The sequence below is a fragment of the Polyangium fumosum genome, from assembly GCF_005144585.1.
Lineage (GTDB): Bacteria > Myxococcota_A > Polyangia > Polyangiales > Polyangiaceae > Polyangium > Polyangium fumosum.
In genome coordinates this window covers 98,573-120,788 of sequence record NZ_SSMQ01000030.1, presented here as the reverse complement: position 1 = coordinate 120,788, position 22,216 = coordinate 98,573, and the positions used below count along the sequence as shown (strand labels likewise).

Genomic DNA, 22,216 nt, shown 5'->3' with positions numbered 1-22,216 from the left:
CGCAACGCCGAGACTTGACGAGTCGGATTGCGCGACGCGGGAAGGTGGGGTCGCGCTCGCGACGACGCCCTCCCGCGTTTGGTGCCGGCGTACCGATCAGGGGTACGTGTAGGTGTAGACGATCCAGCCGTTGCTGACGGTACAGCCGGTCACTTGCGGGTTGTGCGTGTTTGCAGAGCCGGGGATCGGCAGGGTGTGGTTGTCGTCGGCGTGGTGCTCGGCGACGTTCCACTCCGACTGGGTGCAGGCGCGCCCACGGTCGAGCGGGTCCGGCGCCTCTCCGGCGCCCTCGAGCGCGAGCTGGTCGCCGCCGCCCTCGCGCCCGTCGCTGTCCTCGCGGTCGTCGAGCGCGAGCTCGGCCTCCTCGACGAGCTCGTCGCCCCCCACGGCACAACCCGCGAGGGACGCGGAAGCGATCATCAGCCCAACCAGAGCGTGCTTGAACATTGTGTAGCCTTCCTTCCGCAGGGGCCCGCTCCGCGCTTCGGCGAGCAAGCGGCAACCACCGGTGACCGGCATCTTGCAGAACCCGGGTGCCACGTCCCCTGATCTCGGCTGATCTCGCACCCTCGCGGGATCGGAGGGCTTCGCGTTCACCCATCCTGGCGGTTCAGCGCGTCGCCGGGGCCGCTGCGGACGCCGCGCTGAGGGAGGGGCGCCCATGCCTGCCCTGCGGCATTCCAGCCATCCAATCAGGCCTCAAGCGAGAGCCGCGCCCGGAGGAAATCCGCGGCGCGCTCCGTGGCCGTCACGGCCTCCCGCAGGTACGTCGGGAACCCCTGGAACCCGTGAATCATGTGCTCCCACGCGTCGAGCACGGCCTCGCCGCCCGCGGCGTTCACCTTGTCGACGAGCCTGCGCGCATCGTCGAGCAGCACCTCGGCCGTGCCCACCTGCACGAAGAGCGGGGGCAGCCCGCCGAGATCGGCGAAGAGCGGCGAGCTCGCGGCGGGATCCTTCCCCTGGAGAATGGCGCCGACCATCATGGCGGTTCCACGCGGATCGACGAGCGGATCTCCCTCGCCGTTCGCCTTCGCGGAATCACCCGAGCCCGTGAAATCGACCCAGGGGGAGAAAAACGCCGCGCAGCTCGGCAGGGGCAGGCCCGCGTCGCGCAGCGCGAGCAACGTCGAGAGCGTGAGGCCGCCGCCGGCCGAATCCCCGGCGATCGCGATGTGGGAAGGCGCGACGCCCTGCGCGAGCAGCCAGCGATATGCCGCGACTGCGTCCTCGCGGCAAGCGGGCCACGCGTTCTCGGGCGCGAGGCGATAATCGACGGAGAGCGCGCGCGTCCCGGCGTGTTTCGCCAGGCGGAAGACCGTCTCCAGGTGGGTCTCGGGCGAGCCGACGATGTAAGCGCCGCCGTGCAGGTACAGGATCACGCGGCTCGTATCGGCGCCGGGCGGCGTGATCCAATACGCGGGCACGTCGCACGAGGTGCGCTCGAGCCGCGCCTCGCTGGGCACGGGCGTGGCTTGCATGAGCGCCGCGAACCAGGCGCGCATGTCGGCCGGCTGGGGGCTCTTGGGGGGATTCGAACGGAAAAACGTGATGAGCTCGGCGAGACCCGGGGTTTCCATGCAGGCATGAGACGCCCGCGCGCCCGCGTCGTCAAGCCGGGGGAAGGATCAGGGCCACCAGCGCACGACTTCCTTCGCCGGCCGCGCCCGGAGCACGACGTGCCGCTCGCCCTTGTTCGTGGTGTGCTTCGCCGCGATCCACACGTCGCTCCCGGGGGCCCACACCTCGCGCATTTCCCACCGAGAATCGGGCTCCGGGACGGCGGCGTGCGCGGGCGGCGGGACCTCCTCCCATTCTCCGGGCGGATATCGCTTCCAGATCGCGTCCGCCGTGACGAGCCACAACGTCCCGTCGCCCGCCCCCGCGAGCGATTGCGCGGGCGCGCCGAGCTTCGGCAAGGTCTGCGCCTTGAACACGCCGCCTTCGAGCCGGAGCAGGTGGGCGCTGCCATTGTCTTCGGCGCCGAGCACCCACACGTCGCTCGGCCCTTGCGCCACGAGGGCGACGTGGCGCATCGACGCCGGCACGCCCGGCAGCACGTACACCTGGCCCGGCACCCCCACGGGCGCCTCCTCCACCTCGCCGGCGTCCACCCCTGCGTCCGCCCCGGCGTCCGCCGCGCCGCCCTCCGCCGCGCCGCCGTCGAGCTCCACGTCCTTTGCCTCGTTCACCACGGGCGCGGCCGCCGCGCTCGCGACGGCGGGCGCCACGCTCGCGCTCGCGACGGCGGGCGCCACGCTCGCGCTCGCCTTGGGCGGCGGCGCGCTCGGGGCCTCCTCGGCCCAGCGCACGACGACGTGGTGTTTGCCGGAATTCACCGTCCTGCAATGCCCCGCGGCGAACACCTCTCCGGTCGCGAGCGCCGCGATCTCCTCGATGCGCAGCGATTTCGCGCACGTTTCGTCGTCGAGCCGCGCGCTCGGCAGATCGGGCGAGGGCTTGTCCTGGTGCGGATCCACGACCTTGACCTTGAGCTTGCCCGAGGACGTCGACATGGCGAGGATCCGCTTCTTCGACCACGCGGCGAGGTGCGGCTTCCAGTCGTCGGCGTATGCCTTGAAGCTGCCCTTGGCCTGCTCCAGGCGGAGAAACGGATTCTTCGCGGGCTCCTTTTCCATTTTGGGCGTCTCGAAGAGCACCCAGACCGAGCCGGGCAGCCGGCCTGAAAACCGCAGGATGTGCCCCTCCGCGGGAAGGCCGGTCGGCATGGGCTTTTCGACGAGCTCGCCCTCGACGGCCGCCGTCGCCATCCGCGTGCGCTCCGCATCCGCGATCACCACGCCCTCGGCGACGCCCGAGAACGTGATCGGATCCTTCGCCTCCAGCACCACCGAGAGCGGGCCCTTGGGCACCTCCGGGGCCGGCGTCGTCGCCGTGGTCGTCGCCGAAGGTGTCGGCGCGGGGCCCTTGTCGGTGTTGTTGCCACAGCCGAGCAGAGCCGAGGGAACGAGCGCACACGCGAGCAGGGCAACGAGGCCACGCATGCGGGCAAACTAATCGGTTTCTCCCTGAAAAGGAAGACATCGCCGGGCAGCTTGACCGGGCCTTCGTAGAACCCTACGTGCCACCGCACCCCCATGGCGCAGACGCAGGTCTCATGAAGCGCTTCTTCGCCGAGCTCCGCGCCGCCGCGCGCGACGAGCGCGGGCGCACCTTCGTCTTCGTCCCCTACGACCAGCTCTCGGACGCGATCGGCCCCCTGCGTGATCTTCCCCCCGAGCGCGCGGGCGTCTTGCTCGTCGAGGACCCGGCGAAGGCCGCGCGCCGCCCCTACCACAAGCAAAAGCTCGCCCTCGTGCTCGCGAACATGCGCCATTTCGCGCTGGAGCAAGCGCGGCGTGGCGTCGCGGTCCGGTATGTGGTCGCGGACGCGGGGTATGCCGGGGCCGTCACGCGCGCGGCCGCCGAGGTCGGGCCGCTCCTCTGCATGGAGCCCGCCGAGCGCGAGCTCCGCGTGGATCTCGCGCCCGCCCTGACTTCGGGCGCGCTCTCCTTCGTCCCCCACGACGGGTGGCTCACGACACACGACGATTTCCTCCAGGCCACGGGCGGGCGTCCGCCCTATCGAATGGAATCGTTTTATCGGTACGTGCGCAGCCGGACCGGCATCCTCGTGCACGACGGCAAACCCGAGGGCGGGCGGTGGAGCTTCGACACGGACCACCGCCTCCCGTTCCGCGGCGAACCACCGGCGCCCACGCCGCCCTCGTTCACGCCGGATCCCATCACGGAGGAGGTCTGCGCGCTCATCCTCCGTCGATATGCCGATCACCCCGGCCACCTCGATCCCGGCGCGCTCCCTTCCACGCAGGCCGACGCCGAGGCGCTCTGGGCCTGGGGCAAACACGCCGCATTGCCGCATTTTGGCCCCTTCGAGGACGCGATGTCCTCTGCGTCGTCGAACCTCTTCCACACGCGCCTCGCCCCGCTCCTGCACCTCCACCGCCTCCTGCCCGCGCGGATCGTGCGCGAGGCCGCGGCGCTCTCCATTCCGATCGCCAGCAAGGAGGTGTTCGTCCGGCAGATCCTCGGCTGGCGTGAATTCGTGCGGCACGTGCACCGCGAGACGGACGGGTTCCGGATCCTGCCCGATCTGCCCGAAGGAATGGCGCGTGGCCTCAGCGACCCGAACGCGCCCGCGCTGCCGGACATGCTCGGCGCGACCGAGCCCTTGCCCGCGTGTTTCTGGGAGGGAGGCCCGCGCTCAGGGCTCGCCTGCCTCGATCGCGTGCTCGGCGACGTCTGGCGCGAGGGCTACAGCCACCACGTCACGCGGCTGATGATCCTGTCGAACATCGGCACGTTGCTCGGCCTCTCGCCGCGCGCGCTCACGGATTGGTTCTGGGCCGCGTACATCGACGCATACGACTGGGTCGTCGAGTCGAACGTGCTCGGGATGGGGACGTTCGCCGCCGGCGACATCATGACCACGAAGCCCTACGTCTCGGGCGCGGCCTACGTCGATCGCATGAGCGATTATTGCGACGGCTGCCCGTTCGATCCCAAAAAGACGTGCCCGATCACCGCGCTTTACTGGGATTTCCTCGCGCGGAACGAGCCGATCCTCCAGAAAAACCCGTGCATGCTGGTCCCGCTCCAGGCGCTCGCCCGCCGGCCGGGCCCGCGCCGGGAGGCGGATGCCCGCGTGCGCGAGGCCGTCCTCTCGACGCTCGCGCGCGGCGAGCCGCTCACGCCCGAAATCCTCCCGCCGCCCCCGTGAAACGAGAGGTCCACGCGCGTTGCCTCGTGCCGGATCGGACGATATAGAAGGCCCGCCATGGAAACCCCCTCGCCCGCGCCCCGCACCTCGCCGTCCACGCCCGCGTCGAGGCCGTCCGGCGGATCCGCGGGCAAGATCCTCGTCGTCTTCATCGTGGTCACCTCCGCCGCGATCGCCGGCACCATCGTGGCGATGCGCCTCTCGGTCCGCGCGAAGATGAACGCCGCCGCCGCCTCCGCGAGCGCCGCGGCCTCGGGCGCGCCTTCCGCAGGGCCGCCCGCGTCGCGTCCCTGAGGTCTCTTGGGGGCCGCCCTCGCCGGGGCGCTCGCCCCGTGCGTCGGACCTATCCAACCACGAGCACGAGCTTGCCGGTGCTGGCGCGGCCGGCGAGGTCCCGGTGCGCCTCCGCCGCGTCCGCGAGCGGATACGTCTTGCCCACGATCACGCGCAGCGCGCCCTCCGCGGCCGCGGCGGCGAGCTCGGCGAGGGGCGGGGCGCAGAGCTCGCGGCGCTTGATCAGCGGCGTCATGTAATAGCCGGTGATGGTCAGGTTCTTGTGCATGAGCCCGACCGGCTCCACCGTGCCGCGCACGTCCGCGGTCGCGGCGCCGAACACGACCATCCGGCCCATCGGCGCGAGGCAAGCGAGGCTGCGCTTGTACACGTCGGTGCCGCCCAGCATTTCGAGCACCACGTCCACCCCCTCCTTCACGGCCGAGCGGATCTGCGTGGCGAAATCGTCTTCCCGGTAGTTCACCACGAGATCCGCGCCGAGCGACCGCACGAGATCCGCCTTCGCCGGCGAGCCCACCGTGCCCGCGACGAACGACGCCCCGAGCCGCCGCGCGATCTGCACCGCGAGCGTGCCCACGCCGCCCGCCGCCGCGTGCACGAGCACCTTCTCCCCGGGCGCGAGCCTGCCCGAGAGCGTGAGCACGTGGTGCGCCGTGAGGCCCTGCACCGGCAGCGCCGCGGCCTGCTCGAAGGACAGCCCCTTCGGGATGGGATAAACGCTGTACGCCGGCGCGACCATTTGCTCGGCATACGCCCCGTCGCCGAGCGCCATCACCCGATCACCGACGCGGACGTCGGTCACGCCTTCGCCGACGGCGAGCACTTCGCCGGCGGCTTCCATGCCCGGGATCGCCGGGAACGTGGGGCGAATGAAGTATTGCCCCTTCGTGAACATCGTATCGGCGTAATTGAGGCCCACGGCGCGGACGGCGAGGAGGACCTGGCCCGGCTTCGGCGTCGGCTCGGGCGCGTCCTCGACGCGGAGGACGTCGGGGCCGCCGAGGGCATGAAATCGAATGGCTCGCATGGCGCGAGCCTAGCAGCAGTTCGTCACTTGTGGCGAGGCGCTCGTAGCCCGAGCGCGTGCGAGAGCGCCGCGGCGAGGGTCCCGAACGTGCGCAGGCTGCTCGTGTCGATCCCGAGGTCGACCATGGTCGTGGCGATGGCGGGCCGGATGCCGGACACGAGGCAATCACTCCCGAGCAGCCTCGACGCGTGGACGAGCGAGAAGATGTGCGAGGCCGTATCCGTATCCATCGCGGCCACGCCCGTCAGGTCCAGGATGGTCACGCGCGCCGCCGCGTCCACGATCGCCCCGAGGAGCTTCTCCATCATCATGCCCGCGCGATCGGCGTCGATGCGCCCGATGACCGCCAGGAGCAGCACCCCCTCGGCCACTTGCAGGATCGGCGCCGAGAGCGCCCGGACCGCCTCGTTTTGGGCATACAGCGCGGCCTCGGCCTGGCGGCGCTCCGTCATCTCCTGCTCGAGCTCCCGATATCGCTCCTCGACCTCGCGCCGCGACGCGCGCAGCTCCTCCTCGATCTGCTGCTGCGTGGTGATGTCCCGCGCCACGAAATAAATGAGCCCGTCCTTCGGCACGCTCGTCCACTCGATCCACCGGTACGCGCCGTCCTTGCATCGATATCGATTCTTGAAGGTCAGGACGACCTCCCCCTGGGCCATCCGGCTCACCTCGCCTATCGTCGGCGCTTGGTCGTCCGGGTGCACGAACGAGAGGAAGGGCTGCGCGCGGAGCTCTTCACGCGTGTAGCCGAGGCGGCCCTCCCACGAGGGAGAGAGCTCGACGAAATAGCCCTCCATCGTGGCAATGCCCAGGAGGTCAGCCGCCAGCTCGAAGAGGAGCCGGTACGTATCCTGCTTCGGTGCGTCTTTTTGAGGTTCGGCCGCCGCGACTTCGTCTCGTTGCTCGTCCACCATCTCCCCTGGTCTCCCCCGGCCCCCCGAAATCCCCCGAATCCCCCGAATCCCCTCAAATCCCGGATGTTAGGCCTCCGCGCGATTTCCTGTCAAGCAGCCTCGCGCGCGGATGGAAGCTCTGCGCGCGAGCGGAGTACGTCGCCATACCGGGACTCCACGGCAAGTTCGTGGCCGCGACACGTGCGCGTGATTCGTTTTCCTCGCCTCGACGGGCGGCCGGGTGTACCCTTCCGTGCAGCATCATGGCCTCGACGCGTCGCGCCCTCGTGATCGGAACCGGTACGGGCGGCCTCGCCTCCGCCGCCTTCCTCGCCAAGGACGGGTTTGACGTGCTCGCCCTCGACGCAGACGCCGAGATCGGCGGCTACCTCGCGCCCTTTTCGAAGGACGGATTCGTCTTCGACCAGGGTCTGCACTACGTCGGCGCCTGCCGCCCAGGCCAGCTCGTGCACGAGCTCTTGCAATCCCTCGGCGTCGATGCAAGCGAGCTCTTCCACGAGCTCGATCCCGACGGATTCGACCTTTACCGATTTCCCGATCTCGATGTCCAGGTGTGCCGGCCGCTCGCCGCCTACCGCGAGCGCCTCGGTGTCCTCTTCCCGGAGGAATCGAAGGGTCTCCGCCATTTCTTCGGTTTGCTCGACGGAGCCGCGCGGATGCACGACGCGCTCGCCCGGGGCATCCTCGGCCGGCCCGTCCTTACGGATCTCGTGGCGCTCACGGGCGTGCCAGCCCTCCTGCAATGGAGCCAGCGGCCCCTGCGCGAGCTCATCGAGCAAAGCACCTCCGACGAGCGCCTACGCGCCGTGCTCGCCGGCCAATCCGGCGCGTGGGCCCTGCCACCCTCGCGCGTGGTCGGCCTCGCCGCGCTGCTCTACATGGCCCATTTCAGCGACGGCGCGTTCTTCCCGCGCGGCGGCGGCGGGGGCCTGCGCGACGCGCTCGTGCGCGCCGCCGAAGCCAAAGGCGCGCACTTCCGCACGCGCGCCCTCGTCGAGCGCATCGAGACCGAGCGCGGCCGCGTGACCGGCGTCGTGCTCGCGGGAGGCGAGAGGATCGAGGCCGACATCGTCGTCTCCGCCGTGGACCCCGCGCTCACCCTGGGCCGGCTCGTGTCCGCTTCGGACCTGCCGACCTCACTCCGGCGCAAAGCCGCCGTGATCGAGCCCTCCATGGCGACCTTCCAGATATGGCTCGGCCTGCGCCGGGACCTGCGGACATACGGGCTCGGCGCGCAAAACGTGTGGCTGTATCCGTCCTACGACGTCGAGGAAGGTTTCTCCGCGCGATTCACAGGAAAACTGCCGCCGCGGCCGATGCTGTTCCTCTCGCCGACCTCGATCAAAGATCCAAGCGGCACCCTCGCACCGGAGGGCAGCTCGTCCTTGGTCGTACTCACCTACGTGCCGCACGCGCGCTTCCGCAAATGGCAATCGCTCCCCGAGGCGGAGCGAGGGCCCGCCTACGCAGCCTATCGCGACGAGATCGCAGCCTGGATGCTGAAAGAGCTCGACGCGCGGTACCCCGGGCTCGTGGGCGACGTGGTCGTGCAAGCCTACGGCACGCCGCTCACCGCAGCAGACCGAACACGCGCAGCCGCCGGCGCCCCCTTCGGCCCCGCAATGACACTCTCGCAATGGGGACCGAAAGGATTCCGCACGCGCACACCCGTGACCGGCCTGTACCTCGCAGGCTCCGGGGTCTTCGGCGGCGGCGTGGCGCCATGTCTCCTGTCTGGGCTTGCGGCGTCCTTCATGGCAAAGCTCGCCCCGAAGTGAGGCGCCGCGCTGGGGCTTTGCCCCAGGCCCCACCCGGGGCTGTCCGCCCCGGGACCCGGACCAGCCAGGGGCTGGACCCAAGCTCGATGAACTGCGCGATGCGCAGTTCATCGAACAGCCAGGGGTAGGACCGGCGACGAGCCTGCCGACCAAAGACCGCAGCGCGGAAAGCTCAGCGGGGCAGCGCCCCGTCGCATGACGTCGTGTCGTGACGTGGTGGCCTCACGTCTCAAACGGTAGGCCTTCGTTTCACCCCGCGATGGGGCCGTAGGTCTTCGGCGACGAGCCCGTCGTCTCCCGCGGCGTGCCCGTGTCTCGACGCCACGAGCACGCCGCGCCTTCCTTCGCCATCGTTCCTCCGAGGCACGAGCTCGTATCTCCGGAGACACGTCCTCGTCCCTCCAAGGCACGACGTCGTGTCTCCGGAGACTCGACCGCGCTCTCCCGAGACACGTCCTCGTCCCTCCAAGGCACGACGTCGTGTCTCCGGAGACTCGACGTCGTTGCTTCCGACCGTGCCCCCATCTCTCGCACACACGTCCCCGTCGCCTTTTTGCTCGGCCTCGAAGCTTGGAGACACGGCCTCATCCCATCCGCGCGTTGCCATCAAGCCTTGAAAGGCGCGGAGCTCGCACTTGCGCCAGCTTGAAACCCCCCTCCACGGTCTTGCCACCGGCCCGTGGGAAGAACTGCGCACCGCGCAGTTCTTCCCCCTCGGTCCAGGCCGTGCCTGGTCCGGGCCTTTGGGCGGACAGCCCCCGCGGGGTCCGGGGCAGCGCCCCGGCGCGACCGCCTGCCAGCCAGCTTTCTGAGAATTCTCTCACGATCCCCTCAGGATCTCTCCTGCGTCGCGGCGCTAGGGTCCGCGCATGAGCTTCTGGCTCGCGCTCCCGCTTGCTGCGAACGTCGCGCTCGCGGCCACGGCGCCCCCGAAAACCCTCTCGTTCGATGAGGCCATTGGCCTGTCCGTCGCGACGCCGGACGTACGCGGCGCGGAGCGCGCTGTGGCCACGAAACATGCGCTTGGCGCCCGGATCTCGGGGATGACGGAGAACCCGCAGATCTACGTGCAGCCGGGGTTCCGCGTGCTCCCCACGCCAAACCAGGGCGTCGAGATCCAGGCGAGCGTGACGCAATCGTGGAACCTTGCGGGGCTGTCTTCGGCCCGCAAGGCTGCGGCGCGGGTCGAGGAGGAGGAGCTCTCGGCCGGCGCGCGCGCGCTCGTGTTGACGCAAAGGCTCGATGCGGCGCGGGCGTGGATCGACCTCTGGGCCGCGGAGCGTGTGCTCGACGTGGCCATGCGGGAAGCGGCGCTCGCTGGGGAGTTCGCGCGGCTCGTGGAGAAGGCGGCGCAAGCGTCGGCGGCGACGAAGGCGGACGCGGCCGACGCGCGCGCCTACCACGCGGAGGCCCGGCTCGGGGTGATCGGGGCCGAGGGCGAGGTGTTCGAACGTGGGCTCGGGCTCGCGCGCGTGATCGCCGCGGGCGTGGATCCGCTCGGCGCGCACGGGGATCTGCCGGCGCCCGTGCTCCCCTCGGGCGCGGGCCTGCGCGACGCGCAGAAGCGCGCGGCGACGTTGCCGGCGGTGCAGCAGAAGGCGATCGCGGCGCGGGTGGAGCACGCGCGCGAGGCCGAGGAGCGGGCTGCGCGCGGGACGTCGCTCTCGGTCGGCTTGTACGTGCAGCGGGATTCGCCTGGCGGGTTCGTGGGGTACGGCGCCGTCGGGCTCACGCTCCCGGTCTTTGATCGTGGGGAGCGCGAGCGCAGCGGGATGGCCGCGCGTGCGGCGCAGCTCGAAGGCGAGACGAAGCGCGAGGCGGCGAACGCGTCGGCCGATGTGGCGATGGGGATCCACGAGGTCGAGCACACGCAGGACATCGTGGACACGCTCGCGGGCGCGATCTTGCCGGCGCTCACGGAGGGGCTCGCGGCGCGGGTGCGGCTCTTCGAGGCGGGCGAGGGGACGATGCTGGAGGTCCTCACCGCGCGCAGGAACGTCGCGGCCGCGCAGGCACGGCTGGAGCGCGCGCGGGCCGCGAACGCGTGGGCGCGCGTAAAACTCTGGCTCTGGCTCTCGGCGATGGATGACGGGAAGAAGCAGGAGAAGGCGCGATGAAGGCGCGAGGGATCGGGGGGATCGTGGCGGCGCTTTTCGTCACCGCGTGCGCGGGCCCCGAGGCGGCGCCCGAGCCGGCTGCGGAGATGGGCGTGGGCCCGAAGAGCGCGGAGACGCCGTGGGTCGCGGCGCGCGCGCCGGGCGGGCTCTCGCTGCTCGAAGCGCCGGCCGAGCTCGTGCCGCCTGCGGGGGCGAAGGGCGCGGTGGTGCCGCCGTTCGCGGCGCGGATCACGAAGGTGCACGTGGAGCACGGCGAGCGCGTGGACGAGGGCGCGCCGATCGCGGACGTGGTGATGCCGGAGGTCGCGCGCGCGGCGGGCGCGTTCGCGGCGGCGGGCACGCGGATCGGGGCGCACGGCAAGCGCAAGGCGCAACTCGAAGCGCTCCGGAAGGACGGGCTCGCGAAGCTCGTGGACATCGCCGAGGTCGAGGGCACGCTCGCGGACGCGTCGGCGGCGCAGCAGATGGCGCTCGCGACGTTGAAGATCGCGGGGCTCGGGCCGAAGGATGTGGCCGCGCTCGTGCGCTCGGGCGGCTTGGTGACGTTGAAGAGCCCGGTCGCGGGCGTGGTGACCGAGCTCGACGCGGCGATCGGCGCGTCGCGCGAGCCCACGGGCGCGCCGATCGCGCGGATCGAGGGCGGGGGCGCGGCGCGGGTCGAGGCGCGGTTCGCGCAGCGGCCGCCGCCGGGCGCGCGTTTCGTCTTCGTGGGGCCACTCGGGCCATCCACGGCGCTCACGCTTCTGAGCGAAGCGCCGAGCACGAGCGGGCGGGACGGGACGGTGGCCGCGTGGTTCAAGCCCGCGGAGAGGATCTCGTTGCCGCATGGAACGCTGGGGAAGGTGCGCGTCTCGCCCGATCCGGGCGGCATGGCGGTGGCGATCCCCGCGGCGGCCGTGACGTTGAAGGACGGCGTGGCTGTGGTGCTCTCCCGAAAGACGGGCGCGCCGCTGCCGGTGAAGGTGTTGTCGAGCTCCGGGGCGGATGCGCTCGTCGAGGGGGATCTGCGCCCCGGGGACGAGGTGGCCGCGGACGCGTCGCGCGCGCTGCCCACGCCCGGCGGAGACGTCGATTGATCCCCGCGCTGGTCAAGCTCTCGATCCGGCATCGGGGCCTCGTCGTGGCGGTGACGCTCGTCCTCGCCGTCGTGGGGGCTTTTCTCGGGCGGCGGCTCGAGCTCGACGCGCTGCCGGACATCACGAACAACCAGGTCCTCGTGCTGACGAGCGCGCCCGGCCTCACGCCCGAGGAGGTCGAGCGGCAGGTGACGCGGCCGATCGAGCTCGCGCTCGGCGGGCTTTCGGGCCTCGAAGAGCACCGCAGCTTGTCGCGGTACGGGATCTCGTCGGTGACGATCGTCTTCGACGACGGCGTGGATCCGTGGCGCGCGCGGCAGATGGTCTCGGAGCGCATCGGCGCGCTCGCGGGCGCGCTGCCGCCCGGCGTGAGCGCGCCCGAGCTCGGGCCCGTGACGGGCGGGCTCGGCGAGATCTTCCACTTCACGTTGAGCTCGCCGTCGCGCTCGCTCGCGGAGCTTTACGAGCTCTCGTCGACGCGCGTGGCGCCGCTGCTCCGCGCGGTGCCGGGCGTGGTGGAGGTGAACCCCTGGGGCGGCGAGCGACGCACGATCGAGGTCGTGGCCGATCCGGCGCGGCTCGCGCAGCGGCACATGACGCTCGGGGCGCTGCGCGAGGCGCTCGAACGATCGACCGGCAGCGCGCCCGGGGCGAGCTTGCCGCTCGGCCGTGGACAGGCGCTCCTGCGCGCCGTCGCGCGGCCGAAGGATCCTTCCGAACTCGGGCACGCGATCGTGTCGCCGCTCGATCAGGAAGGGCGCGTGGTGCGTGTCTCCGATGTGGCGGAGCTCCACGTGGGGGGGCTGCCGCGTATCGGCGCGGCGACGGCCGACGGCCGCGGGGAGGTCGTCTACGTGATGGTGCAGATGCTCCGGGGCGACAACGCGCTCGACGTGATGGACAGGCTCCACGCGCAGATGCCCGCCGTGCGCGCGGCGCTCCCCGAGGACGTCTCGATCCGGCTCGTGTACGACCGGAGCCACCTCGTCGGCAGCACGCTGCGCACGGTGGGCAAGAGCCTGCTCGAAGGTGGCCTGCTCGTCGGCGTGGTGCTCTTCGCGATGCTCGGGAGCCTGCGCGCGGGGCTGCTCGTGGCCTCGGCGATCCCGCTCTCGATGCTGGGGGCGCTCTCCGGCATGGTGGCGCTCGGGATCCCGGGCAACCTGATGAGCCTCGGCGCCATCGATTTTGGCCTCGTCGTGGACGGCGCGGTCGTGATGGTCGAGCACGTCTTCCACGCGTCGCAGAAGGGGAACGCGCCGGCCGGAGGGCCGGAACGCACGTCGTGGGTGAGCCGCGTCAGCGCCGAGGTCGCGAGCCCGGTGTTCTTCTCGGTGCTGATCATCCTGATCGTGTACCTGCCGGTGCTCACGATGACGGGCGTGGACGGCAAGATGTTCCGGCCGATGGCGCTCACCGTGGTGTTCGCGCTCTTCACGTCGCTCGTCCTGTCGCTCACGTACGTGCCCGCCGCGATGAGCCTCGTGCTCCGGCAGAAGGACGTGCCGGCGCGGGATCCGTGGCTCGTGCGGTGGGTCGATCGGATCTACGGGCCCACGCTTTCCTTCGTGGTCAAAAGGCCCGTCCTCGTGGCCGCGAGCGCGCTCGTGCTCTTCGCGGCCGGCGTCGTGCTCTACGCGCGCGCGGGCAGCGAGCTCGCGCCGCAGCTCGACGAGGGGGACCTCGTGGTGCAGACGACGCGCGCCCCCGACATCAGCCTGGAGACGGCGGTCGTCGAGGCGGGGAAGCTCGAGGCCGCGGCGCGGAGGGTGCCCGAGGTGGTGCAGGTCGTCTCGCGCGTGGGCAGCCCCGCGGTCGCGACGGACATCATGGGCCTCGAACAAGCCGACGTGTTCCTCACGCTCGCGCCGCGGGACAAGTGGCGGCCGGGGCTCGATCGCGAGGCGCTCATCGAGGAGATCCGGCGCGTGGTGGACGCAGGCTCGCCGGGCGCGGATCCCTCGTTCACGCAGCCGATCCAGATGCGGTTCAACGAGCTGCTCGGCGGGGCGGTGACGGACGTGGCCGTGAGCATCTACGGCGCGGATCTCGGGGTGTTGCGAGAGCTCGCGGAGAAGATCGCGGCCGAGATCGCGGCCGAGAAGGGCGCGGCGGACGTGAAGGTGCTGGCGCCGCCGGACGTGTCGCTCCTCGAAGTCGAGCCGAAGGCGCTCGAAGCGTCGCTCGTGGGCCTCGGCGTCGGCGACGTGCTCGACGTGGTGCAGGCCGTGCGCAGCGGCATCGAGGTCGGCGCGACGTACGACGGGCCGCTCCGGATCCCGGTGGTCTTGCGGATCGGGGGCGTCGCGGGCGCGTTTGATCTGCCGAACCTGAGCTTGCCCACGGCGTCGGGCGGGCTCGTGCCGCTCGCGCGCGTGGCGAAGGTCGAGGCGCTGCCGACGCCGGGCCTCGTGAGCCGCAAGGATGGCGAGCGGCGTATCGTGGTGGGCTTCAACGTGCGCGGCGCGGATCTCGGGGATCTCGTGGCGCGGGCGCGCGCGCGTGTGGACAAGGCCGTCACGGCGCCGCGCGGCTACAGGCTCGTCTGGGGCGGGCAATACGAGACGTTCCAGGAGGCCTCGCGGCGGCTGCTCGTCGTGGTGCCGGCCGCGGTGGCGCTCATCCTCGCGGCGCTCTACGCCGCGTTTCGGAAAGTGAAGCCGATGCTCGTGATCTTCACGAACGTGCCGTTCGCGTGCGTGGGCGGGATGGTGGCGCTCACGATCCGCGGCATGCCGGTGTCGATCTCGGCGGCCGTGGGGTTCATCGCGCTCTCGGGCGTGGCCGTGCTGAACGGCGTGGTGCTCCTCTCGCGCGTGCTCGCGAACGAGGCCGCGGGGCAGGATCCCGCGGCGGCGGCCGAGAACGCGGCGCGCGCGCGGGCGCGGCCGGTGCTGATGACGGCGCTCGTGGCGGCGCTCGGGTTCGTGCCGATGATGCTCGCGCGGGGCGCCGGATCCGAGGTGCAGCGGCCGCTCGCGACCGTGGTCGTGGGCGGGCTCGTGACCTCGACGCTGCTCACCTTGCTGATCGTGCCGAGCTTGTACGGCTGGATCGGCCGAGGCCGCCGGGGCACGCCGGCGGCGGCTCCTTCCCGGCCGGAGGGCTCGTCCGGCGCTACGATGGCGGCGTGAAGCTCTTCGTGGTGGAGGACGAGGCCAAGATGGCCCGCCTGCTCGAACGTGGCCTCCGCGAGGAGGGCCATCAGGTGGACCTCGCGGCGAGCGGCACGGAGGCGCTCGAGCAGGGCCTCGGGGTCGTCTACGACGTCATCCTCCTCGACTGGTCGCTGCCCGGGATGGACGGCGTGTCGCTGCTCCGGCGGTGGCGGGAGCGCGGGCTGAAGACGCCGGTCCTCTTGCTGACGGCGCGCGGGACGGTGGGCGAGCGCGTGACGGGCCTGCGAGCCGGCGCGGACGATTACCTGGTCAAGCCGTTCGACTTCGAGGAGCTCGTGGCGCGCCTGGAGGCGCTGCACCGGCGCGGGGCGGGGCACGAGGCGCTGACACGGCTCGGGCCGATCACGGTGGACGGGCGGCGCCGGGTGATCGGGCGGGACGGCGCCGAGGAGAGCTTGACGGCGCGGGAGTATGCGCTCCTGGCAGAGCTCGCGGGCCACGTGGGAGAGGCGCTGACGCGGACGGAGCTGCTCGGCACGGTGTGGGGGACGGGGTTCGACGGCGCGCCGAACGTGGTCGACGTGTACGTGGGCTATTTGCGGAGCAAGCTCCGGAGCGTCTGCGGCGAGGGGGTGACGATCCAGGCCGTGCGGGGCGTGGGGTATCGGCTGGTCGTGGCGAAGCCGCCGCGGGGCGAGGCGTGAGGGTCCGGGCGCGGCTCGTCCTGTTTGGCGCGGCGCTGCCGTCGCTCGCGCTGGTGCTCGCGGTGGGCGTGGCGGGCGTGGTGTTTCGCGGGAGCTTGCTCGGCGCGCTGGATCGGGCGCTGCTCGCGCAGGCGGCGGTGGAGAGCGTGAGCCTCTTCGACGGTCCGACGGGCGCGCCGCACGTGCACCTCGGCAAATCGCCGCTCGCGGACGACGTGCGCTCGTTCGTGCCGACGGCGGGGCTCTACGACGCGGCGGGCAAGCTCGTCGCGCATTTCCCCGAGCATGGCTGGGTCCCCGAGCGGCCTTCTGCGGACGTGGGCGTGGAGGGGCCGCGGCTCTTCACGCATCGGGCCTCCGACGGGCGATGGATGCGCTCGCTCGTGGTGGCCGTGCGCGCGCCTTGGGGCGAGCCGTACGTGCTGACGCTGGAGAGCTCGCTCGCGGAGATCGACGCGACGATGCGGCTCTACTGGCAAGCGACGCTGGGGCTCGTGGCCGTGGCGGCGGCGCTCCTGTTTTCCTTGCAGGGGGTGCAAGCGGGCCGGATGAGCCGGCGGATCGGCGACATGACGGCGCAGCTCCCGGAGCTGCGCGGCGGGGCGCTCGCGTGGCGGCTGCCCCCGGATCCGACGGGCGACGAGATCGCGGATCTGCGCGTCGCGCTGGCGGAGGCGATGGAGCGGCTGCGCGCGGCGCGCGACGCGCAGGAGCGGCTGATCGCGAACGCGGCGCACGAGCTGCGCACGCCGCTCGGCTTGATGCGCACGGAGATGGACCTCGCCTTGCGCAAGGAGCGGAGCGTGGAGGAGCTGCGGGAGGCGCTCTCGGGGGCGCGGGGCGAGGTGACGCGCTTGTCGAACCTGGCCGCGCGGCTGCTCGATCTCGCGGCGCTCGGGAAGGTGACGTGGGAGGCGAAGGCGGGGGATCTCGCGGCCGTGGTGCGGGAAGCGGCGGAGGCGTGTGAAGGGGAGGCGGAGGCGCGGGGGCTGACGATCGCGACCTCGCTGCCGGAGGAGGCGCCGGCCGCGTTCGAGGCGCAGACGGCGCGGCAGGCGATCGACAATTTGCTCTCGAATGCCATGGCGCACGCGCCGCGCGGAACGACGATCACGGTGGGGATCGAGGCGGCGGGGGAGGCGTGGTGGATTTCGGTGGAGGACGAGGGCGAGGGGATCCGCCCCGAGGAAGCGCCGCACATCTTCGAGCCGTTTTACCGGGGAGCCAAGGCGAAGCAGGGGCAGGGCGCGGGGCTCGGGCTCTCGATCGTGCGAGAGATCGCGCGGCGGCACGGGGGGAAGGTGGTTCTCGCGCCGAAGGAGGGGCGGGGAGCGCGGTTCGTCCTGGAAATGCCCCGGCAGGGGTGAAGGGGCGGTTCAAGCCGCCAAGGCCACGTCGGTCTCGGGCACGAGCCGCCCGTGCGTCGCCCGATAGAGGCGCACCGTCGTCTCCCCATCCACGACGGCTTCGGCGCCAAACACGCGCGGCGAGGCGCCTGCTCGGATCGATCGATTCTCCGATCGATGCGCGTGCCCGTGCGCCACGTGGAGCCGCTCGCAGCGCGCGAGCAGCGCGTCCATGGCCTCGGGCGCCTGCAATCCGTCGATCCAGTGCCACGCCGCGATCGCGTGTTTCCCCGGCGGGTGATGTTGCGCCGAGAGGACCACCTTCCAGGCGAAATGAGGATCCTCCGCGAGCCTGCCGAGCCGCTCGACGGCGCCCTGCTCGATGAGGCCACTCGATCGGGTTACGGGCAAGGGCACGGCCGTCGAGATGGGGACGATCAGCACGTCCCGGAGCTCGGTCATGGCGCCGGGGCGGCTCGTCCTTGCATAAGCGCGGAGGGGGCCTTCGAGGGCACGCGCGAAGGCCCGTCCGTCGTCGTAGAGGTCGTGATTGCCGGGGACGAGCGTCACGCGCTCCGGCGAGAGTTTGCTCTCGGAGAGCACCTCCGCGAGGGCCTCGAACTGCGCGGACACGCCGTCCTCCGTCAGGTCGCCCGTCACGATCACGTGATCCGCGTCCGTCATGCGCGCGCGTACGAGCGCGTCGAGCGCGCGTTCACGCCGTCGGCGCGCGCACGGCGATCGACCGAACGTCAAATAACGAAGCCTCCACAGCTCCATTCCGCTGCGGCTGTCGTGGCGATCTTCCAGCAAATGTAGATCCGTCACCTGCGCAATCCGCGTCATGGCGCGCCATCATGCACGGGCAGTTTGACGATCTTGCGACGGCCGCGAAAAACCTCCGCGAAAGCGGTGTCGCCAATCTTCACACGAGCAGACACCAGAATGTGACGAACGACGGATAACGTGGCCTCCCGAGGTGAAACGATGAAGAGCACGCTGGTGGCTCTCCTCGCGGGGGGAGCCCTCTCGTCGATCGTGATGACCGTGGCCTCGCAAGGGGCCGCGCTGCGCATTCTGCGTCGGGCGCCCGCGAAGGAGCGCCCCACGCCGCCCATCACGATCCTGAAGCCGCTCAAGGGCGTGGACGATGGGTTACGGGAAAACCTGCTTTCCTTTGCGTCCCAGGACTACCCGACCTACGAAGTCCTCCTCGGCGCGGAAGACGCGGACGATCCGGCGCTCGTCGTGGCGCGTGAGGTGATGGCGCGTTGTCCGCGCGCGCCGTTCTCGATCGTCCATTGCCCGCGCCGGACGGGCCTGAACCCCAAGGTCAGCATCCTCGAAGCGCTCGCGGCCCGCGCGCGCCACGAGCATGTCCTCATCTCGGACTCGAACGTGCGTGTGGGGCCGGGGTATCTGGGAGCGATGGCGGCCGAGCTCGCGGATCCACGCGTGGGGCTCGTGACGAGCGTCATCGTGGGCGCGGGGGAAAGGACCGTCGGGGCTGCGCTGGAGAACCTGCACCTCAATTCGTTCATCGTGCGCTCGACGCTCGCGGCGAAGGTGTTCCTGGGGCACGCGTGCGTGATCGGGAAATCGATGCTGCTGCGGCGCGGGGATCTCGCCGCGGTGGGCGGTTTTGCCTCGGTGCGGGACGTGCTGGCCGAGGATTACCTGCTCGGGAAAGCGTTTCAGGAGGCCGGCTTTCGCGTCGCCTTGTCGACGGAGCCGGTGCGGACCGTGAACGAGCGCTGGCGCCTCGATCGGTTCGTGAGTCGGCATGTCCGCTGGACGCAAATGCGGCGGCGCGTGCACGTCGGCTCGTACTTGGTCGAGCCGCTCTTCAATCCCGTCCCGCTGCTCCTCTTGCTTTCGCTCGTGGCCGGCGGCGCGCTCGGAGGGGCCGCGCTCTTCGGCGTGGCGCTGAAGATCGCCCTCGATGCGGCGCTCTGGTCACGCCTGCGCGGCGCGCGGATGTCGTGGCCGTGCGTGAGCCTCGTGCCCTTCAAGGATGTGCTGGCGACCTTTACGTGGGTCGTCGGGGGCGTGCGGCGCACGGTGGATTGGCGGGGCCATCGAATGCGCATCGGGGAGGGGACGCGGCTCGAGGCGATCGATGTCGCGGCGACCGTGGACGAGCCGGCGGAGGTCGCCCCGAGGGTCGATCAACGATGGGCCGCGTGAGCCGCGCCGGCTTTGTACGGAGCCTGCCGTGGGCACGAAACCCGACGCGCCTCGAATGAAACGGTCGTGCAACGACTTTGTGACATTCGTGTGAGGACAAGGATACGGGTCGGGCCGGTCTTGAAGTTTCCGCGATCGTTCATCTACCCTGAACGAACCACCCCGGAAGCTTCTGGAGATCGATGCGATCCTCGATTCTCATTGCCATCCCCTGCGCCTTGAGCCTCGCGCTCGTGGCCCCGGCCGCGCTCGCCGCCGGCCCGAAGAAGCAGCCCACCAAGGAGGAGATGCAGGAAGCGCAGCGCCGCTACCAGAGGGGCCGGGAGCTTTACGAGGACAATGATTTCACGGCGGCGCTCGTCGAGATCCGCCGCGCCTACGAGCTCGCGCCGAGCTACAAGCTCCTGTTCGACATCGGCCAGATCTGTTATCAGCTTCCCGATTATCCCTGCGCGCTCCGCAGCTTCAAGCAATACCTCGACGAGGGCGCCGGCGAGATCAACCCGCAGCGCCGCGCGGAGGTCGAGAACGACGTCCGGAAGCTCGAAGGGCGCGTCGCGACGCTCAAGATCACGACGACCCGGCCCGGCGTGGAGATCCTCGTGGATGACGTGGTCGTCGGCAAGACGCCGCTCGATACGCCCGTCCTCGTCGGCGCGGGCAAACGCAAGGTGACGGCGCGTGTGCAGGGCGCCGAACCGGTGACCCGCGTGATCGAAGTGGCAGGCACCGATGTCGTCGATGTGGCGCTCGAAGTCGGCGCCGGGAGCACGGCGGCTGCGCCTTCCGCCAGCGACGGGACGAACGGGCCGGGCGCGGGGCCGGCGGGGGAGGACAAGGGCGCGGGGCGCCACGTGCCGGTCGTGCCCTGGGTCATCACGGGCGCGCTCGCCGTCGGCACGGGCATCGTCGGAGGCCTCGCGCTCGCGAAAAGCTCCGAGTACCGGAGCCAGCTCGATACATTCGGCGCGACCCGCGCGACGCTCGACGCGTCGTACGGCACCATGAAAAACCTCGCCATTGCGACGGATGTCTTGCTCGGCGCCACGGCGGTCGCGGGCGTGACTTCGTTGATCCTCACGCTCACGGCCGGACCAAAGGGGCCCGCGAAAGCCGCGCTTGTCCCCGTGCATGCCGGCGTCGGCCCGGGCAGCGTCTGGATCAAGGGCACCTTCTGATCTGAGCTCGTACGGGAACGAACATGCAAGAGAACAAGGCCCTCCCGCCGCATCGTCGCGGGTCCCCTCCCGCTTTTGGATGGCTCCGCGCGGCCCTCGTGGGGTTCGTGATGGCGGGGCTCGTGGGCGCCTGCAACCTCCTCGTCGAGGGCGCGACGGATCAATGCACCACGGACGCGGATTGCAACAAATTCGGGAACGGCTCGGTGTGCCAGCAGGGCGTGTGTGTCGCGAAGGGAGGCTCGGGGTCGAGCAGCGGCTCGGGCGGCTCGGGCGGCGGGGAGGCGTGTTTTTCCGGCGAGCCCACGAAGGACGAGCAGTACCTCAACCAATGCACGGACGCGACGTGCGTCGATTTCGACAACTGCGCCCGTCTCGGGCTCTGCGATGGCGCCGCGTTGCCCCCTCTCGTCGAGCCCACCCCCGTTCCTTGAGTCTCCCCGAGGCATGGTCATGAACGAGATTCGATTCCCCAGCACGAAGGCGAAACGTCCTGTCGGGGCCGCGCTCGCCCTCGGCCTCGCGGTCACGCTCCTCGCGGAGGGCGCGTCCGCCGTTCCCACGAAAAACTGCTTCGACTCCGTCGAAAGGCCCAAGGTCGTCTACGTCGCCGGATCGAGCGCGGTCAGCGGCTTCCTCGGCGTCATCCAGGGGATCCTCGCGGCCGAGGCGTCGCCGTACACCATCGTGTATCAGTCGCAAGGCTCCTGCACGGGCGTCTCGGCCGTCTATTCCGAGGACCCCACCTCGCGGCTCATCAAGGACATCCCGGCCGCCGGCGGCAAACCCGCGAACTACGCCCGGTTCTACAACGCCGACGGCACGACCGAGGAGTGTTTCCTCGATCCGGCCGGCAATCCCGTCGACGTCGGCGTCTCCGACGTGTACGCCGGCACGTGCGATTTTGCCATGGCGCCGTCCGGCGTGCAGATCGCCGATTATCAGGGCCCGATCCAGCCGATGACGTTCGTGGTTCCGGCGCTCTCGACGCAAAAAGTCATCAGCGCCGAGGCGGCGTACATGATCTTCGGCACGGGCGGCCACATGGGCGCCGCCGCGCCGTGGACGGACCCCACCTATTTCTTCGTGCGCAATGCGAGCTCCGGCACGCAGCAAATGATCGCGCGCGCGATCAACGTGCCCGCCGACAAATGGTGGGGCAAGGATCGCGGCGGATCGAGCGCCGTCCGCGATGGGCTGAAGATCCTGCTCGACGCGTCCCTCGCCGAGCAGGCGATCGGCATCCTCTCGACGGACGTCGCGGACGACGCCCGCGCCGATCTTCGGGTCCTCGCGTTCAAGGCGTTCGGGCAGAGCTGCGGGTATTACCCCGACTCCACGCCCTTCCTCTTCGACAAGCGGAACGTGCGCGACGGCCATTACCCGATCTGGGGGCCTCTCCATTTCTACACCCGCGTCAGCGCGGGCATCCCGACGGAGCAGGCGGGCGCGCTCGTGACCCGCTTCGCCGCGCCCAAGCTCTCGAACGCGCTCGTCGAGGCGATCACGAAGAAGCACCTCGTCCCCAAATGCGCGATGCGCGTCGACCGCTCCACGGAGATGGGCCCGCTGAAGACGTACACGACCGACTCACGCTGCGATTGTTTCTTCGAGCAGATCGTCAACGGGAAGACGACCTGCCAGGCCTGCACGCAGTCCTCGGAGTGCCCTTCGAGCGCGCCCGCCTGCAGCTACGGGTATTGCGAAGCGCCGTGAACGCCCGCGCTCGGCGCGG

At 70.9% G+C, this 22,216-nt stretch carries 18 protein-coding genes; 12 read left to right on the top strand and 6 right to left on the bottom strand.

Annotated elements, in window-relative coordinates; all coding sequences use genetic code 11:
- Positions 1–96 precede the first annotated feature (96 nt).
- The 3 genes from E8A74_RS26730 to E8A74_RS26720 form a co-directional block, all read right to left on the bottom strand.
- Positions 97–447, bottom strand: a complete 351-nt coding sequence (locus E8A74_RS26730; RefSeq protein WP_136931908.1) for a hypothetical protein — start codon at positions 445–447, stop codon at positions 97–99.
- Between the two features lie 245 nt (positions 448–692).
- The gene (locus tag E8A74_RS26725) at positions 693–1,580 is read right to left on the bottom strand and encodes an alpha/beta hydrolase (protein ID WP_136931907.1); all 888 of its coding nucleotides are present in this window, start codon (positions 1,578–1,580) and stop codon (positions 693–695) included.
- Positions 1,581–1,628: 48 nt separating this feature from the next.
- Entirely contained in the window at positions 1,629–3,005 is a 1,377-nt protein-coding gene (locus E8A74_RS26720; RefSeq protein ID WP_136931906.1) for a hypothetical protein, read from the bottom strand.
- Positions 3,006–3,118: 113 nt separating this feature from the next.
- Here E8A74_RS26720 and E8A74_RS26715 point away from each other — a divergent pair, with 113 nt between their 5' ends.
- Together E8A74_RS26715 and E8A74_RS26710 are read left to right on the top strand one after the other, a co-directional pair.
- The gene (locus tag E8A74_RS26715; protein WP_136931905.1) at positions 3,119–4,741 is read left to right on the top strand and encodes a cryptochrome/photolyase family protein; all 1,623 of its coding nucleotides are present in this window, start codon (positions 3,119–3,121) and stop codon (positions 4,739–4,741) included.
- Between the two features lie 57 nt (positions 4,742–4,798).
- Positions 4,799–5,035 (top strand): hypothetical protein, encoded by a 237-nt coding sequence (locus E8A74_RS26710; protein WP_136931904.1) that lies wholly within the window; start codon positions 4,799–4,801, stop codon positions 5,033–5,035.
- Positions 5,036–5,084: 49 nt separating this feature from the next.
- Here the strand turns inward: E8A74_RS26710 and E8A74_RS26705 are convergent, their stop codons facing one another.
- Positions 5,085–6,062 (bottom strand): quinone oxidoreductase family protein, encoded by a 978-nt coding sequence (locus tag E8A74_RS26705; RefSeq protein WP_136931903.1) that lies wholly within the window; start codon positions 6,060–6,062, stop codon positions 5,085–5,087.
- Positions 6,063–6,085: 23 nt separating this feature from the next.
- Positions 6,086–6,976 (bottom strand): PAS domain S-box protein, encoded by an 891-nt coding sequence (locus E8A74_RS26700; protein WP_136931902.1) that lies wholly within the window; start codon positions 6,974–6,976, stop codon positions 6,086–6,088.
- A gap of 242 nt (positions 6,977–7,218) precedes the next feature.
- On the opposite strand from E8A74_RS26700, the gene E8A74_RS26695 reads away from it, so the two are divergent.
- The 6 genes from E8A74_RS26695 (at position 7,219) to E8A74_RS26670 (ending at position 17,137) form a co-directional block, all read left to right on the top strand.
- Complete coding sequence (locus tag E8A74_RS26695) at positions 7,219–8,754, top strand: phytoene desaturase family protein (RefSeq protein ID WP_136931901.1); 1,536 nt, start codon at positions 7,219–7,221, stop codon at positions 8,752–8,754.
- An 869-nt stretch (positions 8,755–9,623) separates the two neighbouring features.
- Positions 9,624–10,871: a TolC family protein gene (locus tag E8A74_RS26690; RefSeq protein ID WP_136931900.1), complete on the top strand. Its 1,248-nt coding sequence runs from the start codon at positions 9,624–9,626 to the stop codon at positions 10,869–10,871.
- Entirely contained in the window at positions 10,868–11,947 is a 1,080-nt protein-coding gene (locus tag E8A74_RS26685; protein WP_136931899.1) for an efflux RND transporter periplasmic adaptor subunit, read from the top strand. The genes E8A74_RS26690 and E8A74_RS26685 overlap by 4 nt, the downstream gene beginning before the upstream one ends.
- A complete protein-coding gene (locus E8A74_RS26680; protein ID WP_136931898.1) occupies positions 11,944–15,081 on the top strand; it encodes an efflux RND transporter permease subunit in 3,138 nt (1,045 codons plus the stop codon). Before E8A74_RS26685 ends, E8A74_RS26680 begins: the two co-directional genes overlap by 4 nt.
- Positions 15,078–15,770, top strand: coding sequence for a response regulator transcription factor (locus E8A74_RS26675; RefSeq protein ID WP_136931897.1), 693 nt, complete (start codon positions 15,078–15,080; stop codon positions 15,768–15,770). Before E8A74_RS26680 ends, E8A74_RS26675 begins: the two co-directional genes overlap by 4 nt.
- The gene (locus E8A74_RS26670) at positions 15,767–17,137 is read left to right on the top strand and encodes a sensor histidine kinase (protein ID WP_136931896.1); all 1,371 of its coding nucleotides are present in this window, start codon (positions 15,767–15,769) and stop codon (positions 17,135–17,137) included. Before E8A74_RS26675 ends, E8A74_RS26670 begins: the two co-directional genes overlap by 4 nt.
- A gap of 9 nt (positions 17,138–17,146) precedes the next feature.
- On the opposite strand, the gene E8A74_RS26665 is transcribed toward E8A74_RS26670, so the two are convergent.
- Positions 17,147–17,962, bottom strand: a complete 816-nt coding sequence (locus E8A74_RS26665) for a metallophosphoesterase family protein (RefSeq protein WP_136931895.1) — start codon at positions 17,960–17,962, stop codon at positions 17,147–17,149.
- A gap of 141 nt (positions 17,963–18,103) precedes the next feature.
- Between E8A74_RS26665 and E8A74_RS26660 the strand changes: the two genes are divergently transcribed.
- The 4 genes from E8A74_RS26660 (at position 18,104) to E8A74_RS26645 (ending at position 22,197) form a co-directional block, all read left to right on the top strand.
- The gene (locus E8A74_RS26660) at positions 18,104–19,303 is read left to right on the top strand and encodes a ceramide glucosyltransferase (protein ID WP_136931894.1); all 1,200 of its coding nucleotides are present in this window, start codon (positions 18,104–18,106) and stop codon (positions 19,301–19,303) included.
- 182 nt (positions 19,304–19,485) lie between these two features.
- On the top strand, positions 19,486–20,481 hold the full coding sequence (locus E8A74_RS26655) for a PEGA domain-containing protein (RefSeq protein WP_136931893.1): 996 nt from the start codon (positions 19,486–19,488) through the stop codon (positions 20,479–20,481).
- 23 nt (positions 20,482–20,504) lie between these two features.
- Entirely contained in the window at positions 20,505–20,915 is a 411-nt protein-coding gene (locus tag E8A74_RS26650; protein ID WP_136931892.1) for a hypothetical protein, read from the top strand.
- A gap of 19 nt (positions 20,916–20,934) precedes the next feature.
- Positions 20,935–22,197, top strand: coding sequence for a type 2 periplasmic-binding domain-containing protein (locus E8A74_RS26645; protein WP_136931891.1), 1,263 nt, complete (start codon positions 20,935–20,937; stop codon positions 22,195–22,197).
- Positions 22,198–22,216 lie beyond the last annotated feature (19 nt).

Bases quoted from the DNA above. Each gene is read 5' to 3' on its own strand.
- E8A74_RS26730 (WP_136931908.1), bottom strand. From the start codon at position 447: ATGTTCAAGCACGCTCTGGTTGGGCTGATGATCGCTTCCGCGTCCCTC.
- E8A74_RS26725 (WP_136931907.1), bottom strand. From the start codon at position 1,580: ATGGAAACCCCGGGTCTCGCCGAGCTCATCACGTTTTTCCGTTCGAAT.
- E8A74_RS26720 (WP_136931906.1), bottom strand. From the start codon at position 3,005: ATGCGTGGCCTCGTTGCCCTGCTCGCGTGTGCGCTCGTTCCCTCGGCT.
- E8A74_RS26715 (WP_136931905.1), top strand. From the start codon at position 3,119: ATGAAGCGCTTCTTCGCCGAGCTCCGCGCCGCCGCGCGCGACGAGCGC.
- E8A74_RS26710 (WP_136931904.1), top strand. From the start codon at position 4,799: ATGGAAACCCCCTCGCCCGCGCCCCGCACCTCGCCGTCCACGCCCGCG.
- E8A74_RS26705 (WP_136931903.1), bottom strand. From the start codon at position 6,062: ATGCGAGCCATTCGATTTCATGCCCTCGGCGGCCCCGACGTCCTCCGC.
- E8A74_RS26700 (WP_136931902.1), bottom strand. From the start codon at position 6,976: ATGGTGGACGAGCAACGAGACGAAGTCGCGGCGGCCGAACCTCAAAAA.
- E8A74_RS26695 (WP_136931901.1), top strand. From the start codon at position 7,219: ATGGCCTCGACGCGTCGCGCCCTCGTGATCGGAACCGGTACGGGCGGC.
- E8A74_RS26690 (WP_136931900.1), top strand. From the start codon at position 9,624: ATGAGCTTCTGGCTCGCGCTCCCGCTTGCTGCGAACGTCGCGCTCGCG.
- E8A74_RS26685 (WP_136931899.1), top strand. From the start codon at position 10,868: ATGAAGGCGCGAGGGATCGGGGGGATCGTGGCGGCGCTTTTCGTCACC.
- E8A74_RS26665 (WP_136931895.1), bottom strand. From the start codon at position 17,962: ATGACGCGGATTGCGCAGGTGACGGATCTACATTTGCTGGAAGATCGC.
- E8A74_RS26660 (WP_136931894.1), top strand. From the start codon at position 18,104: ATGAAGAGCACGCTGGTGGCTCTCCTCGCGGGGGGAGCCCTCTCGTCG.
- E8A74_RS26655 (WP_136931893.1), top strand. From the start codon at position 19,486: ATGCGATCCTCGATTCTCATTGCCATCCCCTGCGCCTTGAGCCTCGCG.
- E8A74_RS26650 (WP_136931892.1), top strand. From the start codon at position 20,505: ATGCAAGAGAACAAGGCCCTCCCGCCGCATCGTCGCGGGTCCCCTCCC.
- E8A74_RS26645 (WP_136931891.1), top strand. From the start codon at position 20,935: ATGAACGAGATTCGATTCCCCAGCACGAAGGCGAAACGTCCTGTCGGG.